Genomic DNA, 18351 nt, shown 5'->3' with positions numbered 1-18351 from the left:
AAGAGTCCCTATAATCTCGTTTCTCCTGATGCCGGAATAGCTCAGACGGTAGAGCAGCGCATTCGTAATGCGAAGGTCGGGGGTTCGATTCCTCTTTCCGGCACCACAAGATTCAAGCAAAAAGCCCAGTCCTCGTGACTGGGCTTTTTGCTTTCCGCTGCTGCGTTCACCGACCACAACAGCCCCTGCTCATCCGCCAAAATCCAACCGATCGTATCGCGCGGTCATCCCAAGATTGCGAGCAACCACTGTATCTTCAACGATCACGTTGCTCTCGGCCCGCTCAGTGCCATAAGCCACAACCGCTTCCCGCGGCGCTGACGAAAACCACAAGATCCGGCCGGCACACTCGATTCCGACCTGGCGTCCTTTCCAGTAGACAGCGTTTTCCATGACGAACTCTCTGAAGGGCGAAGACTGCCATCTTCCGCGCCAGACGCAGCGCGTCCGTTATCCACCGCACCGTGCGCCGCGGATTGCTTCAATGATAGGCTGCAACTCGCGCATCGATCGGCTGGTCATCCCCACTTCGCCGGGCATGTTCCGTGCGGCCCCACCTACGTTCGCCCGGCTGGCCCGGCATCACGCCTATCCACTAATCATCGACATGGACGCCATCCGCAACAAGCCCCGCCCGACCCCGACCGCATCCGATTCGCCGACCCCCGCCGGCTTCGTCCGCGTGCGCGGCGCCCGCGAGCACAACCTTAAAAACATCGACGTGCAAATTCCGCGCGACGCGCTGGTTGTGTTCACCGGCGTTTCCGGTTCGGGCAAATCGTCGCTGGCGTTCGGTACGCTCTACGCCGAGGCGCAGCGGCGCTACTTCGAGTCGGTCGCACCCTATGCGCGGCGCCTGATCGACCAGGTCGGCGTGCCCGAAGTCGACTCGATCGAAGGTCTGCCGCCCGCAGTCGCGTTGCAGCAGCAGCGCGGCACGCCGAGCGCACGCTCAACGGTCGGCAGTGTGACGACGCTTTCGAGTCTCGTGCGCATGCTGTACTCGCGCACCGGTGACTACCCGCCGAAGCAACCGATGTTGTTCGCCGAAGACTTTTCGCCGAACACGGTGCAAGGCGCCTGCCCCACTTGTCACGGGCTTGGCCGCGTGTACGAAGTCACCGAGAAATCGATGGTGCCGGACGACTCCCTGACTATCCGCGAGCGCGCGATCGCCGCGTGGCCGCCTGCATGGCACGGACAGAATCTGCGCGACATCCTGGTGACGATGGGCTACGACGTCGATACGCCGTGGCGCGACTTGCCGAAGAAAGATCGCGACTGGATTCTCTTCACCGACGAACAGCCGACGGTGCCCGTCTACGCGGGCCTGACGCCGAAGGAAACACGCGCCGCGCTCAAGCGCAAGGAAGAGCCCAGCTATATGGGCACCTTCACGGGCGCGCGCCGCTACGTGCTGCACACGTTCGCGAACACCCAAAGCGCGCTGATGAAAAAGCGCGTGTCGCGGTACATGGTCGGCAGCCTCTGTGCGACTTGCCATGGCAAACGGCTCAAGAAAGAAGCACTCTCGGTGAAGTTCGCCGGTCTCGACATCGGCGAATTCGCGCAGTTGCCGCTCGCCCGGCTCGCGGCCCTTCTCGAACCGATCGCGCGCGGCGAATGGCCCGATGCGGCGACCGGCGCCGACTGCAAAGGCAGCGTGCTCAGCAGGCATGCGATGCGCGACGCCGTCGACAAACGGGTCGCCGCGGGCGGTTCCGCACACAAAGCATCGCCCGATGTGCGGCGCACGCCCAATCTCTCCACGGAGAAACGCGTCGCCGCGCAGCGCATTTCAGCGGAACTGCTTGAGCGCCTGACGACGCTGATCGATCTCGGCCTCGGCTACCTCGCACTGGAGCGCAGCACGCCAACGCTGTCATCGGGTGAACTGCAGCGCTTGAGGCTGGCCACGCAGTTGTCGTCGCAGTTGTTCGGCGTTGTGTATGTACTCGACGAACCGTCGGCCGGCTTGCACCCCGCCGATGGTGAAGCGCTCTTCGTCGCGCTACAGGAACTGAAGGCCGCGGGCAATTCGCTGTTCGTCGTCGAACATGATCTGGAGATGATGCGGCGCGCCGACTGGCTGGTCGACGTCGGTCCCGCAGCCGGCGAAGCAGGCGGTCACGTGGTCTATAGCGGACCGCCGGCTGGACTCGCGAAGGTCGAAGCGTCGCAAACGCGCCGGCATCTGTTTGCGCCGCCCGCGCCCGTCGACCGCACGCCGCGCTCGCCGGGCGGCTGGCTGCGCCTGGCCAATATCACGCGCAACAATCTGCATGGGCTCGACGTCGCATTTCCGCGTGGCTGCTTCACGACCGTCACTGGCGTGTCGGGCTCCGGCAAATCGAGCCTCGTGAGCCAGGCGCTGCCCGAACTGGTCGCAACCCGCCTCGGACGGATCATTGAAAGCCCGGACGAGGACGAACAGGACCCGCTGTTCGCCACCGAAACGATGCTGACCGGCGGCCACATCGCCGAGGGCATGGACACGCTGCGCCGCCTCGTGCGCGTCGATCAGAAGCCGATCGGCCGCACCCCGCGCTCGAATCTCGCCACCTACACGGGCCTGTTCGACACAGTGCGCAAGCTGTTCGCCGACACGCCGCTCGCACGCAAGCGCCGCTACAGTGCGGGCCGCTTCTCATTCAACGTCGCGCAAGGCCGCTGTCCGACGTGCGAGGGCGAAGGCTTCGTGAGCGTGGAGTTGCTGTTTCTGCCGAGCGTCTATGCACCCTGCTCGACCTGTCACGGCACCCGCTACAACCCGCAGACACTGGAAATCACGTGGCGCGATAAAAACATCGCCGAGGTGCTCGACCTGACCGTCGACACCGCCTGTGATTTTTTCGCCGACGAAGCCGGTGTGATGCGCGCACTGAGGGTGTTGCGCGACATCGGCCTCGGTTATTTGCGGCTCGGCCAGCCGGCCACTGAACTGTCGGGCGGCGAAGCACAGCGCATCAAACTCGCCACCGAACTGCAGCGCGCGCAGCGTGGCGACACGCTGTACATCCTCGACGAACCGACCACCGGTTTGCATCCTGTCGACGTGGACCGGCTGATGGTGCAACTCCAGGGACTCGTCGATGCGGGCAATACAGTGGTGGTGGTCGAACACGACATGCGGGTCGCCGCGCAAAGTGACTGGGTTATCGACGTCGGCCCCGGCGCGGGCGACGCCGGCGGCACGATCGTGGCAAGCGGCACGCCGGCTGAAGTGGTGCGCGCCAGCGAAAGCCGCACGGCCACCTATCTGAAGCAATGGCTGGCGGCCTGAAGTAGAAGCCGCGCGCGAGGTTTACCGGACGCCGCGCTTCCCCGAACACTTAAAAACCGTCAACGAAAAGCGCCGCGTTTCGTCCAGAACGCGGCGCCCTTTATTTGCAAAAAAACTTCAAAAAGTATTCCTGCTCGTCAACGAATTCGCGCAATCGTTCGTTTACAAATAATTCGGGGGCTGAATCAAGGCACTGAACCGTCCGGTAATTAACGAACGTTCGGCCTAACTCAGAGAAAATCCTTCCGATGTGGCAGTGCACAAAAGCCGTGGAGATTCGTTCATATCGACACATATGACCAGGTGCTGCTGTGATGCAACAGAGATAATGCGCGGAAGAGGCGCGGGACAAGGCTGAGACGGGAACAGCGAAGGATATCGGACTGTTTTGATTGGCGGCGAACACTGCTGTGCGCAATCAACCGATAAATTCTATTGAAACATGCTGCTCCCCTGGGAGCCTGTACCGATAAAGCAACACACAACCTGTGAGCCGCATCAGGCTCTGGTGCAAAACGGGGACCGAGGCAGATAATCGGTTTGTAAAGGAGAATGATCATGGATGCCAAACCAACGAAAATTCCGACCCCGGATAAAGTTTTTAGTCCGGATCCGGAACCCGCTGGCGTCGAGTTTCTGGGTGCTGAACTGCCCGAACACGTTCGCGCATTTTTCGACGAACAACGCAAGTCGTGCGACTCGAAGTAAATGTGCAATGGCGCGATGCAGCATCGGCGTCCGCGCGTCTGGCGCGCGGCGCAGGATCGCACGCGTCTCAACGATCGTCTTGCGTGCCGTTCGTAACGCGAGCCAGAGTTATTTGACCGCTGCGGCAACGGGCCATTGCCTGGCGTTCGATTGCGCGCGCTTTTTAACGGTCGGCCTTAAAGCTGTGCTTTTTGTTTTCGATGCTTCACGGGCCCGTCCGCTTGGCACATCGTCTATTCTTCTGGTTTTTCTTCCGCGGCCGTTCGGCCACCCCTGCCCTCGATGAATCGCTCGTATCGCTTTGGAGCGTCATGCGCGCTCGCGTTGTTCGCTGCGCTTGTGCTCGCGCCCGCCTCCGCCGCCGCGGATGGCGACGACACCGCGCTTACCAATCTGATAGCGCTGGCTTCGCAGCGCCTCGCCCTCGCGGAGCCCGTTGCGCGCTGGAAGTGGGCCAACCATCAGGCGATTACGGATACGCCACGTGAGAATGCGTTGCTCGCCGACGTCGAAAAGCGTGCTGTAGCCGCAAATGTCGATCCGGCGTTTGCACGCGCCTTCTTCCAGGATCAGATCGACGCGAGCAAGGACGTGCAAAACGCGCTGTTTGCCAGTTGGCGCAGCACGCGGCCGCCCGAAGGCCCCGCACCCGATCTGGCCGCGAGCACGAGGCCACAGTTGGACCAGTTGACGCAATCACTCGTGGCCGGGCTCGCGCGTGTACAACCGCTGCGTGCCGCGCAGGATTGTCCGTCGCGTGTCGCGCAATCACTGGCTAACTGGAAATCGCTGACGCGCTACGACTCGGCCCGTTCGAGCGCGTTGACGCGAGCTCTCGGCCATGTGTGCGAAGCCGGTGGAGTTGGCGCGACCGGTTGAGCGGTTGAGCGGTTGAGCGGTTGAGCGGTTGAGCGGTTGAGCGGTTGAGCGGTTGAGCGGTTGAGCGGTTGAGCGGTTGAGCGGTTGAGCGGTTGAGCGGTTGAGCGGTTCAGCATGGGGCGAACCTGCGCCTTCCACCGCTCTCAGGCGGAGCTTGAATCCGCCCTGAGCAGTGGGACACTCCGCAAAAGCCGTGTTAAGCCAGGCTCGGCACAGGCGAGCCGCTCGAGACGCCCAGCGGCATCACGCGCAAGCCACGCGCCAGATGGCTCTGCAGAAGACGATAGGTCGACAGCTCGAACGGCCCCGCCGCGCTCGACGCATGGAGCGCCCCCGCCTCCGCGAGTGAAGGGGCATGGCCAATATAGCGCCATCGATCAACAACATGAAAAGCGCGCGCGTGCAATGCATCCTCACGCTCCTCGAATACGATCGGACCGTCGAACGGCCAGGGCGCATCGACCGGATCGCTCTTCGTGACGCGCGGCAGCCGGTTGTGACCAGGCCGCAACGTTGCGATCCACTGCGCCTCCGCGAGCATGGCGCCCAGTTCGCCGCCCGTCGCCCGCCACTCGACACGCCGCACCTGCTGCGCGAGCCGCATATCCTTCGACGAGCGCCGCTCACCCGTCAAGTGCGAACGCAACCGCTGACGCACACGTACGCTTCGCCCGACATATAGCGGCTGATCGCCTTCTCCATAGAACACATAGACGCCGCATCCGGCCGGCGCGGTATCGAGCAGATCTTCAGTGATGTCGCCGGCAAGCCGGTAGCGCCGGGTGGTGCGCTCGATTTGGGCCTGCAAAACATCCAGTGGCACGAGACCGCCGTGCAGTCGTTGCCAGAACTGCCAGATCAGATCGGCGTCGGCGAGCGCGCGGTGGCGATCGGACGGCACGAGACCATGACGTTCCACCAACGCATCCAGCCCATGGCGTTTTTCCGCCGGAAACAACGCGCGCGACAGGCGCACAGTGCACAGCACGTCCGGATCGAATGCGAGTCCGGCCCGGCGAAATTCCCCGCGCAAAAAGCCGCGATCGAAACTGGCGTTGTGCGCCACGAACAGTTTGCCGTTCAGGCGCTCGTGCAAGGCCGGCGCAATGGCATCGAAGGTCGGCGCGCCTCGCACCATCGCATTCGTGATGCCGGTGAGTTGCTGAATGAAGGACGGAATCGCTTGCTGAGGATCGACCAGGCTGCTCCAGCGCGACACGCCGGCCGGCCCTATTTCAACCACGCCGACTTCGGTGATGCGATGCTCGCTGGTCGAGCCACCGGTGGTTTCAAGGTCGACGAAGACGATCGGCACATCGAGGGCCGATTCCGGCAGAAACTGTTCAGACATGGAAAGGAATACTTTGGACGCGTGGCTTTGCGGCAAGTATGCACCAGTTAGCCGCCGCGCACCCGGCGAGTATTGTCTTGCCGGGGTGTTGCGCGGCGTAAAGACCGCAGTCCCTGTACGACCCATGAACCGTTCGTAAAACCGGAAATTATTCTATCTTTACGACGTCGATCTTTTTAATTTCGAAAGCACGCTTTTATCTTTCATCCTTTGCAGATTAATCCGGACCAGATAGTTAATAGCATCAGATTGGTAACGGTGATGAACGACCATAAAAAAAGCCCCGCGCGTAGCGAAGGCTTTTTGGCGAACTGGCTGCCCGGCAACGCACGCGCGGCGGAGCAGCGCAACGCGACTTAGAGCGGCTGAATGTTCGCCGCCTGCTTGCCCTTCGGACCTGCCTTGACCTCGAAAGAAACGCGTTGGCTTTCTTTCAGCGACTTGAAGCCTTCGGCACGGATCTCCGAGAAGTGCGCGAACAGGTCTTCGCCACCCGAATCCGATGTAATGAAGCCAAAGCCCTTAGCATCGTTGAACCATTTGACGATACCAGTTTCCATATTCCAGTTTCCCTCGAGGATTAATCAAAATCGGGCGTTGCCCTCAAGCCGTATTTCAACGTTGCTTCATCTACGATCGAGCGTTTCTGAAAACCCTGCACCAGCAGATTTGACGATTGAAATTCAGCATTGCCGTTATACGGGTATCGCAGAATCAACGTCAAGCGAATTTTTCATCTGCCCTTAGCACGCTACGCAATAAGTCAATGTCAGATGAATAAAAATCATATCCGCATATTCAGCGGAAACTGAATAAGGAAGCCACGTCAATATTACCCACCCAAAACGCGACATACGAAAAATCGGGAAAAATTTCGGCAATGCGCGGGTAATTTGTAACAAAAAATGTTTCTAGTAAGTGTTTGTCCGAGTTGTTGCGCCGCACTCGACACAGGATGATGAAAATCAGTCGCAAAGGAGTCAATGCGAGTCAGGAGATTGCCATGCTGTTCAATGAATTCCGTCGCTTCATCGCCTGGTTTACCCAATCGCACGTAAAAACGGTTCCAGCTCAGTCCGAGTCGACGGTTGTGACACATTCGGCCTTCGAATTCGATCCTATGTGGCATGGTGACCACTGGCAAAATCTGCTCTCGTCGCCGATGGACGCCCGTCGCTACGTGATGGAAGACTGGAGCGCCTCACTGCCGGCTGATTGGAACGAAGCGGACGGTGCCGCGCCCGCGCACTGACCAGCGTCCGCAATTTCAAAATCGACAGGCAAAAAAAAGCGCGACTGGAAGGTCGCGCCGACAAAGGTTTGGAGATCTTTTTCGTCAACGAAAAAGTCTGCTTCGGAAAGCAGAGATTTCAGTATAGCGGATTAGCCGATATCGATTATTCGCATAATTAACAATCATCTATTGCTAGCGCGACAACAATCATTTCTTTATCGATTTACCACGTTGTTTTTTTGCATCGATTACTGTAGTAAATGAGCAACGCATTTCGGTCCACTCCACTTTTACTCTCCCCCAATACCGCTGCAAGCCTTTATCAGCAAGGCTTAAACGGCATTCGCCCATCGTTTCATATCCAGTAATACTTTATTGTGCGAATCGGAATTCTCGCTTCGTGAGGGTCTATCTACACTCTGCCTAATTGGAAACCGGCGCGTTTGGAGTACAGCGCGCTTGTCATGCGGATTTCGCCTCTCGCAGCGCCCGCGTGAAGGTCTCCATCAGCCTGGGTTAAATGCCCACTCTCGCTCTCGGAGTTACAAAGATGAAAAAGACTCTCATGGTCGCGGCCCTCACGGGCGTTTTAGCAACTGCAGCGCATGCCCAAAGCAGCGTCACGTTGTATGGCTTGATCGACGCCGGCATCACCTATACGAATAACCAGCACGGTCACAGCAACTGGCAAGAAACGAGCGGCTCGGTGAACGGCAGCCGCTGGGGCTTGCGCGGCTCTGAAGACCTGGGTGGCGGTCTCAAGGCAATTTTCACGTTGGAAAACGGCTTCGGCATTAATGACGGCACGCTGAAACAAGGTGGCCGCGAATTCGGCCGTCAAGCGTTCGTCGGCCTGACGAGCGACCAGTTCGGCTCCGTAACCCTCGGCCGTCAATATGACAGCATGGTCGACTACGTGGGTCCGCTGGCACTCACCGGCACTCAATACGGCGGCACGCAGTTCGCGCACCCGTTTGACAACGACAACCTGAACAACTCGTTCCGCGTCAACAACTCAGTCAAGTACCAAAGCGTGAACTATGGCGGCTTCAAGTTCGGCGCCCTGTACGGCTTCTCGAATCAGGCCGACGGCTTCGCCAACAACCGTGCTTACAGCGCGGGCGCATCGTATAACTGGGGCGGCCTGAACCTCGCCGCAGCCTACTTGCAACTGAACAGCAACGGCGCAACGGGTGCGGCTGCGGCGTTCAATTCGGGCGGCGCAGTGTCGAGCGACAACACGTTCTTTGCTGGCCGCCAGCAAACGTGGGGCGCAGGTGCTAACTATGCATTCGGCCCGGCTACGTTCGGCCTTGTGTACTCGCAAACAAACCTGGGTGGCCTGGCCGGTATCGGCGCAGGTGCGTCGGGGCAAACGGCGGGTATCGGCGGCTTCAACGGCGACAGTGCGCACTTCCAGAACTTCGAAGCTAACGCTCGCTACGCGCTGACGCCGGCGGTGAGCATCGCTGGTTCGTACACGTACACCCGTGCCAGCCTGGCCGGCACGCGTCCGCACTGGAACCAGTTCAACTTGCAAACGGCGTACGCACTGTCCAAGCGTACGGACGTGTACTTGCAAGGCGAGTACCAGCAAGTCAATGAAGGCGCCATCGTCGACGCCGACATCAACGGCCTGGGCGCTTCGGGCAATAACAAGCAGGTCGCTGTAACCGCAGGGCTGCGTCACCGCTTCTAAAGCGTTTGGCAATACCTGCAGTATCGAAGGCGCCGTCCGCGGCGCCTTTTTTTATGCCGCGCCGAAAGCACGCTTTGCAAAACGGAACGAGATCGGGCGGCGTCGGACGCCGAATGGGCACAAATTGCCGGCAATTGCGCTGAAACCGCCGCTGTCGGAGCCGCGTGCCCTCGCCCGACTCATACATCGCACTCATGCATTGGCCTAGCCGCCGGTATCAGGCAACGGATACTTGACGTCTAAGATTTCGATCGGCTGCGGGCCGGCGGGTGTGTACAACGTCACCGTATCGTCGATTTTCGCCTTGAGCAGCGCTCGCGCGATCGGTGAGATCCAACTCACGTGGCCGACATCCAGGTCGACCTCATCGACGCCGACAATAGTCAAGGTATGCACTTCGCCGTCTTCCGTCGCGTACTCCACTGTCGCGCCGAAAAACACCTGATCGACGTTTTCCTGCTTGCTGCTGTCGACCACTTCGGCGAGATCAAGCCGTTTGGTCAGAAAGCGAATTCGCCGGTCGATTTCTCGCAGACGGCGCTTTCCATAGATGTAGTCGCCGTTTTCCGAGCGGTCGCCGTTCGAGGCCGCCCACGACACCAGTTTGACGACCTCGGGGCGATCCACATCGATCAGATGCAGTAACTCATCGCGCATACGCCGGTAGCCGGCGGGCGTGATGTAGTTTTTCGTACCCGGAGGGATTTCGGGCTGGGCGACGTCGAGATCGTCGTCATTCTCTTCGCTCGACTCTTTGACAAAGGCCTTGTTCATGATGGTCCGGTAACTGCAGCAAGCGACTGCCTATCAAGGGTACACGATCGGGGCAATGAGACAAATCGCAGTTACATGCTTCCCTTTTTGAAAACCTTTGCTATAATCTCGTTTCTGCGTGCGGCTGTAGCTCAGTTGGATAGAGTACTTGGCTACGAACCAAGGGGTCGTGGGTTCGAATCCTGCCAGCCGCACCACTTATTTGAGGGCCTCCCTCCGGGGAGGCCCTATGTTTTACCTCAGTTTCATCGCAGTATCACCTGTTTAGCGTGCGGCTGTAGCTCAGTTGGATAGAGTACTTGGCTACGAACCAAGGGGTCGTGGGTTCGAATCCTGCCAGCCGCACCATTTATGAAGGGCCTTCCGATCGGAAGGCCCTTTGTTTTTGCGCGACCGTTTTGCTTCAACGCGCCCGCCAGGACAGACCCCGCCAAGTCAGAAGGCCTTGGCAGGATCACGGCAACTAACGCGGTGCCGACTGAATATCCCCGATCTGCCCCTCGGGACTGGGCACATCCTCGAATGAACCTCCCCGCAATTCCTCGCCGATCAGCTCCGCACGCACTCCAGTGATAGCCTGCGCCTCGCGCAACACATCGTCCACGCGATCACCAAAGCGGCTTTCGACGAACGCCCGCAGCAGCGCGACGCGCAACGAGTCGCCCCGCCCTTCCACGGTTCGATGGCCGCCTTCGAATTCCGCGATGCAATGTGCCGCGCCATGGTCAGTTCGCTCTCGCACTTCCAGCCGTTGCGCTCGCTCCAGCACCGCGGCGGCCGCTTCCCATGACGTGGACGGCGTAAAACGGCCATCCCATGGACGGCCGCCGTCGATGCCGCGGATCGAGACGGTTTCGCCGCTGTCGGTAAAGTGGATTTCGCGCACGAAGTCGTGCAGGCTGCGGGCGACCCAATAATCGAGCGTCATCCCGGTGAGGTCAGCTACGTTCATAAGCGTTCTCCCTTAAAGTTCCGGTGAGACTCGCTGGCGAGGGGTGCGTTCAGATTCGGAAGGTCCGCCAGAAGCCCCACGAGGCGGCCAAACGTCCCGGCGTTCGTCGAGCAGACTCGCCCAGCCGTCAGATCAGTAATCCGCCCGCTCGCGGTCGATCCGCATCCCGCCGTCATGACGGTGATGTCCTTCCTCGCTCGGCCGCTCGCGCGCAATACGCATCACGTCCGGATTGGTCCGGACACGACGCATCACGTTGGCGAGATGGACGCGATCGCTGACCTGGATGACGAAGCGCAACACCGTGGATTCCTGCGACAGGTCTTCGTCCATCGCGATGTGGACGATGTTGGCATCCGCCGACGTGATGTCGGCCGCCACGCGGGCGAAAACACCCTTGGTGTTCTTCACCAGCACCTTCACCGCGACGTCGAACAGGCGGCCCGGCTGCGGCGCCCATGCCACGTCGATCCAACGGCCCGGATCTCGGCGGTGGATGCGCTGCGCGACGCGGCAATCCGTGGTGTGGATCGCCATACCAAGGCCGATGCCGATGTAGCCCATGATGTCGTCGCCCGGAATCGGCCGGCAGCATGCGGACAGCTGCACCGACATGCCTTCCGTGCCGGTGATGACAACCGGCGGCGCATGCGACACGGTGCCGTCGCGCGAGCCGTCGTCGTCGGCGTCGCGGCCGCTCATCAGCACCTCGATGCGCTTGGCCATGACCGCCGCGACGCGCCGGCCGAGGCCGATATCCGCGAAGATTTCCTGACGGTTCTTGTTGCCTGTCCACTGCACGAGCTTTTCCCACGCTTCCGGTGTGACATCCGAAAGCGCCAGCCCATAGCCCTTCAGCGCCTGATCGACCAGCCGCTCGCCGAGCTGCACGGACTCGTTCAGTCGCATCGTCTTCAGATAATGACGGATCGCCGAACGCGCCTTGCCTGTGCGTACAAAGCCCAGCCATGCTGGATTCGGCTTCGAATACGGCGCCGTGATCACTTCAACGATATCGCCGCTCTTCAGCTCCGTACGCAGCGGCAGCAGTTCATTATTGATCTTCACCGCGACGCACTGGTTACCCAGGTCGCTGTGGATCGAATACGCGAAGTCGAGCGCGGTGGCGCCGCGCGGCAGCGCCATGATCTTCGACTTCGGCGTGAACACGTAGACTGCGTCCGGGAACAGATCGATCTTGACGTGTTCGAGGAATTCGCTCGAATCGCCCGCTTCGCTCTGAATGTCGAGCAGCGACTTGAGCCATTGATGCGCGCGCTTCTGCACATCGTTCAGGTCCGCGCCGCCGTTCTTGTACAACCAGTGTGCGGCGACACCCGCTTCAGCGATTTCGTGCATCTTGCGCGTGCGCACCTGGAACTCGATCGGCGCGCCGAACGGGCCGACCAGCGTGGTGTGCAGCGACTGATAGCCGTTCACTTTCGGGATCGCGATGTAATCCTTGAACTTGCCCGGCACCGGCTTGTAGAGCGCATGCAACGCGCCGATGCAGGTGTAGCACTCCAACGCACTTTCGACCACCACGCGGAAGCCGTACACGTCGAGCACCTGCGAGAACGACAACTGCTTGTCGCGCATCTTCTTGTAGATGCTGAAGATGGTCTTTTCGCGGCCGGTGACTTCGGCGGCGAGCTTCGCGTCGGCAATCGCGCGCTGCACCGACTCGAGAATCTTGCCGACCACTTCACGCCGGTTGCCGCGCGCGGCCTTGACGGCTTTCTCGAGCGTGGCGTACCGATGCGGATTGAAGTTCGCGAAGCTCAGGTCCTGCAGCTCGCGATAGGTATTGTTCAGGCCGAGCCGATGGGCGATCGGCGCGTAGATGTCCAGCGTTTCGCGCGCCACGCGGCGGCGCTTTTCATGCGGCACCGCACCCAGGGTGCGCATATTGTGCAGGCGGTCGGCGAGCTTCACCAGAATCACGCGGACGTCGCGCGCCATCGCGAGCAGCATCTTGCGGAAGTTTTCCGCCTGCGCCTCTTCGCGATTGCGAAACTCCATCTTGTCCAGCTTCGACAAGCCGTCGACCAGTTCCGCGACCTTCGCGCCGAATCGCTCGGCGAGTTCGGCCTTCGTCACGCCCTGGTCTTCCATCACGTCATGCAGCAGCGCCGCCATGATCGACTGGGCGTCGAGATTCCAGCCGGCGCAAATTTCCGCGACGGCGACAGGATGCGTGATGTACGGTTCGCCGCTCTGGCGATACTGCCCGAGGTGGGCTTCGTCGCTGAAATGGAACGCCGCCTTGATGTCCTTGATCTCTTCCGGCTGCAAATAGCCGGACAAGGCGGAGGTCAGCTTGGCGATCGAAACGACGTCATGCCGGCGCGGTTGCTCCGGCGTGGCGGTCGGCCCGAACAGATGGCGAAACGACTGTTCGAGGACCGCGTCGATGTACTTCCGTGCAGACGAGGGCGAGTCGGCGTCGTGTTCCACTTCCGTGGCGGTGGGCGGGGTAGTACTCAATTTCGCCTCCGTAGCGGTTAGGGTTGGACGCCGGTCTGTACGTTGATGCAATTACATGTAGCAAATGCAGGCAAAGCAAAAATCGCAAAACGCAACGGTGCGCGTTAAACCGGCACCTTCTTCAGCATTTCGACGCCAACCTGGCCAGCCGCGATTTCACGCAATGCGACGACCGTGGGCTTGTCGCGGCTTTCGATCTTCGGCGTGTGACCTTGCGCGAGCTGACGCGCGCGATAGGTCGCGGCAAGCGCGAGTTCGAAACGGTTCGGGATCTGTTTGAGGCAGTCTTCGACGGTAATGCGGGCCATGTTGGGTTCCTTCTTGCAAGAAAACGCTGGGCCGCCCCAAGTTTTCTTGTCCCCCTCGGGGGGCCTGGCGCGAAGCGACAGGTCTGGGGGCGTTAATTGATGTTGCTTATTCTACCTTATGTGCTCGGCACACCGCCGCGCTCACGCGTGTGGCAGGTGGATTCCGAGCTGCACGAAAAGCTGTGTGTGGCGCGCGTATTGCGAGGCGAAGCGCGAACGCGTCGCCGCCACGAGGCACTGCAGTTCGCCGAGCGCGCGATCGAAGTTCTCGTTGATCACGACATATTCCGCTTCGGCAGCGTGCGCCATCTCGCTACCGGCTGCGAGAAGACGCCGCGTGATCACGTTCGGTTCGTCCTGGCCGCGCTTTTTCAGACGCTCTTCGAGGGCATCGAGCGACGGCGGCAAGATGAAAATTTCTACAGCATTGTGAAACTGTTTCTTCACCTGTTGCGCGCCTTGCCAATCGATTTCGAGCAGCACGTCATGCCCGCTTTTCATCTGCTCTTCGATCCACACGCGCGAAGTGGCGTAGTAGTTGCCGTGCACTTCCGCGCTTTCCAGAAACTCGCCTTCAGCGTGACGCGTCAGGAAATCGTCGACAGTCGTGAAGTGATAGTGCTCGCCGTCCTGCTCCTTCGGACGCGGCGGGCGCGTGGTGTATGAGATCGACAGACGGATCGCGTCGTCGCCGGCGAGCAGCGCATTCACGAGCGTCGACTTGCCCGCGCCCGAAGGCGCGACAACCATGAACAGATTGCCGGGATAAGCACCGGCGTAAGGATTGCGCGGTGCGCTGTGTTCGCGTGTTTGGTTGGTCATGTTCGCGTTGCTCCAGCCTTATTCCAGATTTTGTACTTGCTCGCGCATCTGTTCGATGAGCAACTTCAGGGTCATCGACGAATCGGCCAGTTCCTTCGCAGCCGCCTTCGAACCGAGCGTGTTCGCTTCGCGATTCAGTTCCTGCATCATGAAGTCGAGCCGTTTGCCGACCTTGCCGCCCTTCTCGATCACGTGACGCGTTTCGTTCAGATGAGCCGTGAGGCGCGACAGTTCTTCGGCGATGTCGATGCGGATGCCGTACATCGTCACTTCCTGGCGAATCCGTTCGTTGATTTCCTCGCGTGAGACAAGCGTCGCCGCCGTATCGGGCGCGGCGATGCCGAGCGCTTCCTGCAGACGCTCGACGATCTTCTGCTGGTGCTTCGCGATCAGTTCCGGCACAAGCGGCGTGATTTTCGTGACGATCGCTTCCATTTCGGTGACGTTGGCGAGCAGCATGGTGGCGAGTTGCGCGCCTTCGCGGGCACGCACGTCGATCAGATCGGTAATCGCCTGCTTGCCGCACGCGAGCACCGCATCGCGCAGCACTTCCGGCGCCACGCCGGTTTCGGCCAGCACGCCCGGCCAGCGCAGAATTTCGCCGGTACGCAGGCGCCCTGCTTCCGGAAACGTCGACAACACCGTGCGCTCGAGCAACGCCAGTTGTGCCAGCGCTTCGCGATTGACCGAGCCCGCGTTGGCCGACTGCTCGCTGCGCTGCAGATTGATACGGATGTCGACCTTGCCGCGCGAGAGCTTGTTCATCAGCATTTCGCGCAACGTCGGTTCAGAGACGCGCACGTCTTCCGGCATCCGGAAGTTCAGATCGAGAAAGCGCGAGTTCACGGTGCGCAGTTCAACCGATACGCTCACGCCACCTGTGCCCGAGGCCGCGACGAGTTCGCGCGTGGCGCTCGCATAGCCAGTCATACTGTAGATCATCGTGTTTCTCGCGATTGTGGCCATGCGTTCGACGATGGCCGGAGAGTTGAATCGCCCGGCGTTTACGAGACGCGGGGCGGAGAATCCACATTATCCCATTTTTGCCGGCGAGCCCGCTCCTTGGCCCCTCTTCTCGGCCCGCTTCTCAGCCGCTTCCAACGAGGGCAGCACGCATAAAGCGTTGCCTCGCGCAAAGCCCCGCTACGTGCCGGCAGGCGTCCCAGCGACCGGCTGCCCCGCGCCCGCGGCGATCAGCGGTAAAATTGCGCTTTCCCTCCTGCCTGTCTTCCAGACCATCCAACATGACCAACACCACCCAACGCCCCAGCGGCCGCCAGGCCGATCAGCTGCGCGACGTGCGCATCACGCGCCACTACACGAAGCACGCGGAGGGCTCGGTGCTGGTTGAATTCGGCGACACCAAGGTCATCTGCACGGCGAGCATCGCCGAAAGCGTGCCGTCGTTCCTGCGCGACCGTGGCCAGGGCTGGCTGACCGCCGAATACGGCATGCTGCCGCGTGCCACGCACACGCGCAGCGATCGCGAAGCCGCGCGTGGCAAGCAAACCGGCCGCACCCAGGAAATCCAGCGGTTGATCGGCCGCGCGCTGCGCTCGGTGTTCGATCTCGAGAAGCTCGGCGCGCGCACGCTGCACATCGATTGCGATGTAATCCAGGCGGACGGCGGCACACGCACGGCCAGCATCACCGGCGCCTTCGTGGCCGCCCATGACGCGGTGGCGAGGCTACTGGCTACGGGGCGCATCGAAAGTTCGCCGATCAGCGACTATGTCGCGGCGATTTCAGTCGGCGTGTACGACGGCCTGCCCGTGCTGGATCTCGACTACGACGAAGATTCGCAATGCGACACCGACATGAATGTGGTGATGACGGGCGCGGGCGGCTTCGTCGAAATTCAGGGCACGGCCGAAGGCGTGCCTTTCTCGCGCGATGAAATGAATGCGCTGCTCGATCTGGCGAGCGACGGCATCAACACGCTGATCGCGAAGCAGAAAGAAGCGCTGGAGCAAAAGAGTGAGTGAAGTTCGCCACGACAACGGCCCGGTTGCGTCTGACTCGCCGTTAGAGAAAGTCGTGCTGGCGTCGAACAACGCGGGCAAGCTGCGCGAGTTCGCGGCGCTGCTCGGCGCGGCCGGCATCGACCTGATTGCGCAAGGCGAACTGAACGTGCCGGAAGCGGAAGAGCCGTATCCGACTTTCGTCGAAAACGCGCTGACCAAGGCGCGTCACGCGGCGCGACTCACGGGCTTGCCCGCGCTCGCCGACGATTCCGGCTTGTGCGTGCGTGCGCTACGCGGCGCACCGGGCGTCTATTCGGCGCGTTACGCGCAGCTCGCCGGCGGTGAAAAGAGCGACGCGGCTAACAACGCGCAACTCGTTGCTGCCTTGCAAGGTGAGACCGATCGTCGCGCGTATTACTACTGCGTGCTGGCGCTCGTGCGTCATGCGGACGATCCCGAACCGCTGATCGCCGAAGGCCGCTGGCACGGCGAAATGCTGGATGCGCCGCGCGGTGCGCACGGTTTCGGCTACGACCCGTACTTCTTCCTGCCGTCGCTGAATGCGAGCGCCGCGGAACTGGAACCGGCGGTGAAGAACGCCAGCAGCCATCGCGCGATTGCGTTGCGCCAACTGCTCGCGCGTTTGACGGAGGAAGCGTGATTCCGATCAAACCGGCGCCCGCCGATATCGGCAATGGCGTCATCAAGGCATTCACGTCGCCGGGCAGCATTCGCCTGACCTCGTTGCCACCGTTGGCGCTGTATGTGCACTTTCCGTGGTGCGTGCGCAAATGCCCGTACTGCGACTTCAACTCGCATGAATGGAAAGGCGACACGTTCCCGGAAACCGAGTATCTCGACGCGTTGCGCGCCGACCTCGAAATGGCGCTGCCGCTCGTGTGGGGACGCCAGGTGCATACGGTGTTCATCGGCGGCGGTACGCCCAGCTTGCTGTCGGCGGGCGGGCTCGACCGCATGCTGTCCGACGTGCGCGCGCTGCTGCCGCTCGACGCCGATGCGGAAATCACGCTCGAGGCCAACCCGGGCACGTTCGAAGCCGCCAAGTTCGCGCAGTTTCGTGCGAGCGGCGTGAATCGTCTGTCGGTGGGCATCCAGAGTTTCAATGAGGCGCATCTGAAGGCGCTCGGCCGGATTCACGATGCGACGCAAGCACGCCATGCGGTCGAAGTGGCGGCGACCACCTTCGATAACTTCAACCTCGATCTGATGTTCGCGCTGCCGCAGCAGACGCTCGCGCAATGCCAGGCCGACGTGGAGACGGCGTTGTCGTTCGCGCCGCCGCATTTGTCGCTGTATCACCTCACGCTCGAACCGAACACGCTGTTTGCGAAATTCCCGCCCGCGCTCCCCGACGACGATGCCTCCGCCGACATGCAGGACTGGATTCACGAGCGCACGACGGCTGCCGGCTACGGACGCTACGAGGTTTCCGCGTATGCGCAGCCGCATCGGCAGAGCAAGCACAATCTGAATTACTGGCGTTTCGGCGACTATCTCGGCATCGGCGCGGGCGCGCACACCAAGCTGTCGTTTCCGAACCGCGTGCTGCGTCAGGCGCGCTACAAGCATCCGGCCACCTTCATCGAGCAGGCATTGGCCGGCACGGCGGTGCAGGAAGAGCATGAAGTCGGGCCGCGCGATCTGCCGTTCGAGTTCATGCTGAACGCATTGCGGCTGGTGGAAGGCTTTCCGGTGCATCGGTTTATCGAGCGTACGGGTATGTCGATGACCTCGATCGAGCCGGCTTTGCAGGAGGCGGAACGGCGCAAGCTGATTACACGCGACCACGAAAAGATTGCGCCGACGCCGCTCGGCCAAGCCTTCCTGAACGATCTGCAAGAACTGTTTCTGAAAGATCCGCAGTGATTG

The 18351-nt window shown here is 61.0% G+C and carries 17 protein-coding genes and 3 tRNA genes; 11 read left to right on the top strand and 9 right to left on the bottom strand.

Translation table 11 applies throughout. The annotated features are described in order from the left end of the window. The first annotated feature begins 30 nt into the window (after positions 1 to 30). Positions 31 to 106: transfer RNA gene (locus tag PQR53_RS15550), tRNA-Thr, on the top strand. 83 nt (positions 107 to 189) lie between these two features. Here PQR53_RS15550 and PQR53_RS15545 read toward each other — a convergent pair. Then, positions 190 to 393 (bottom strand): hypothetical protein, encoded by a 204-nt coding sequence (locus tag PQR53_RS15545; RefSeq protein WP_408455236.1) that lies wholly within the window; start codon positions 391 to 393, stop codon positions 190 to 192. Between the two features lie 214 nt (positions 394 to 607). On the opposite strand from PQR53_RS15545, the gene PQR53_RS15540 reads away from it, so the two are divergent. The 3 genes from PQR53_RS15540 to PQR53_RS15530 all read left to right on the top strand — a co-directional run bounded on the left by PQR53_RS15540 (position 608) and on the right by PQR53_RS15530 (position 4870). Continuing rightward, positions 608 to 3283 (top strand): excinuclease ABC subunit UvrA, encoded by a 2676-nt coding sequence (locus PQR53_RS15540; RefSeq protein ID WP_408455630.1) that lies wholly within the window; start codon positions 608 to 610, stop codon positions 3281 to 3283. A gap of 558 nt (positions 3284 to 3841) precedes the next feature. Then, the gene (locus PQR53_RS15535; protein WP_165614451.1) at positions 3842 to 3991 is read left to right on the top strand and encodes a hypothetical protein; all 150 of its coding nucleotides are present in this window, start codon (positions 3842 to 3844) and stop codon (positions 3989 to 3991) included. A 282-nt stretch (positions 3992 to 4273) separates the two neighbouring features. Further along, complete coding sequence (locus tag PQR53_RS15530) at positions 4274 to 4870, top strand: chorismate mutase (protein ID WP_408455233.1); 597 nt, start codon at positions 4274 to 4276, stop codon at positions 4868 to 4870. 196 nt (positions 4871 to 5066) lie between these two features. On the opposite strand, the gene PQR53_RS15525 is transcribed toward PQR53_RS15530, so the two are convergent. Further along, positions 5067 to 6221, bottom strand: coding sequence for an exonuclease domain-containing protein (locus PQR53_RS15525; RefSeq protein WP_408455230.1), 1155 nt, complete (start codon positions 6219 to 6221; stop codon positions 5067 to 5069). A gap of 356 nt (positions 6222 to 6577) precedes the next feature. Then, positions 6578 to 6781, bottom strand: a complete 204-nt coding sequence (locus PQR53_RS15520; RefSeq protein ID WP_159003235.1) for a cold-shock protein — start codon at positions 6779 to 6781, stop codon at positions 6578 to 6580. A 443-nt stretch (positions 6782 to 7224) separates the two neighbouring features. Between PQR53_RS15520 and PQR53_RS15515 the strand changes: the two genes are divergently transcribed. Together PQR53_RS15515 and PQR53_RS15510 are read left to right on the top strand one after the other, a co-directional pair. Beyond that, entirely contained in the window at positions 7225 to 7473 is a 249-nt protein-coding gene (locus tag PQR53_RS15515) for a hypothetical protein (protein ID WP_408455226.1), read from the top strand. Positions 7474 to 8005: 532 nt separating this feature from the next. Further along, entirely contained in the window at positions 8006 to 9154 is a 1149-nt protein-coding gene (locus PQR53_RS15510) for a porin (protein WP_408455223.1), read from the top strand. Between the two features lie 204 nt (positions 9155 to 9358). On the opposite strand, the gene greB is transcribed toward PQR53_RS15510, so the two are convergent. Further along, positions 9359 to 9928, bottom strand: a complete 570-nt coding sequence (gene greB / locus PQR53_RS15505; RefSeq protein ID WP_408455220.1) for a transcription elongation factor GreB — start codon at positions 9926 to 9928, stop codon at positions 9359 to 9361. A gap of 120 nt (positions 9929 to 10048) precedes the next feature. Between greB and PQR53_RS15500 the strand changes: the two genes are divergently transcribed. Then, positions 10049 to 10125 (top strand) — tRNA-Arg (locus tag PQR53_RS15500). A 74-nt stretch (positions 10126 to 10199) separates the two neighbouring features. Continuing rightward, positions 10200 to 10276 (top strand) — tRNA-Arg (locus PQR53_RS15495). Between the two features lie 115 nt (positions 10277 to 10391). Here the strand turns inward: PQR53_RS15495 and PQR53_RS15490 are convergent. The 5 genes from PQR53_RS15490 to PQR53_RS15470 form a co-directional block, all read right to left on the bottom strand. Next, on the bottom strand, positions 10392 to 10880 hold the full coding sequence (locus PQR53_RS15490; protein ID WP_408455217.1) for a phage protein NinX family protein: 489 nt from the start codon (positions 10878 to 10880) through the stop codon (positions 10392 to 10394). A gap of 132 nt (positions 10881 to 11012) precedes the next feature. Further along, the gene (locus PQR53_RS15485) at positions 11013 to 13367 is read right to left on the bottom strand and encodes a RelA/SpoT family protein (protein WP_323043301.1); all 2355 of its coding nucleotides are present in this window, start codon (positions 13365 to 13367) and stop codon (positions 11013 to 11015) included. Positions 13368 to 13471: 104 nt separating this feature from the next. Next, positions 13472 to 13675, bottom strand: coding sequence for a DNA-directed RNA polymerase subunit omega (gene rpoZ, locus PQR53_RS15480; protein WP_006025620.1), 204 nt, complete (start codon positions 13673 to 13675; stop codon positions 13472 to 13474). A gap of 141 nt (positions 13676 to 13816) precedes the next feature. Next, positions 13817 to 14497 (bottom strand): guanylate kinase, encoded by a 681-nt coding sequence (gene gmk / locus PQR53_RS15475; RefSeq protein ID WP_408455214.1) that lies wholly within the window; start codon positions 14495 to 14497, stop codon positions 13817 to 13819. Between the two features lie 18 nt (positions 14498 to 14515). Continuing rightward, positions 14516 to 15439, bottom strand: a complete 924-nt coding sequence (locus tag PQR53_RS15470; RefSeq protein WP_408455211.1) for a YicC/YloC family endoribonuclease — start codon at positions 15437 to 15439, stop codon at positions 14516 to 14518. Positions 15440 to 15741: 302 nt separating this feature from the next. Here PQR53_RS15470 and rph point away from each other — a divergent pair, with 302 nt between their 5' ends. The 3 genes from rph to hemW are packed head-to-tail and all read left to right on the top strand — an operon-like array spanning position 15742 to position 18348. Beyond that, on the top strand, positions 15742 to 16482 hold the full coding sequence (gene rph, locus PQR53_RS15465) for a ribonuclease PH (protein WP_408455208.1): 741 nt from the start codon (positions 15742 to 15744) through the stop codon (positions 16480 to 16482). Beyond that, a complete protein-coding gene (gene rdgB / locus PQR53_RS15460) occupies positions 16475 to 17122 on the top strand; it encodes an RdgB/HAM1 family non-canonical purine NTP pyrophosphatase (RefSeq protein WP_408455205.1) in 648 nt (215 codons plus the stop codon). The genes rph and rdgB overlap by 8 nt, the downstream gene beginning before the upstream one ends. Further along, positions 17119 to 18348, top strand: a complete 1230-nt coding sequence (hemW, locus tag PQR53_RS15455; RefSeq protein ID WP_408455203.1) for a radical SAM family heme chaperone HemW — start codon at positions 17119 to 17121, stop codon at positions 18346 to 18348. The genes rdgB and hemW overlap by 4 nt, the downstream gene beginning before the upstream one ends. Positions 18349 to 18351 lie beyond the last annotated feature (3 nt).

The organism is Paraburkholderia fungorum (genome assembly GCF_046027605.1).
GTDB lineage: Bacteria > Pseudomonadota > Gammaproteobacteria > Burkholderiales > Burkholderiaceae > Paraburkholderia > Paraburkholderia fungorum_F.
The sequence above is the reverse complement of the archived record's forward strand: the minus strand, read 5'-3'. Positions and strand labels throughout refer to the sequence as shown.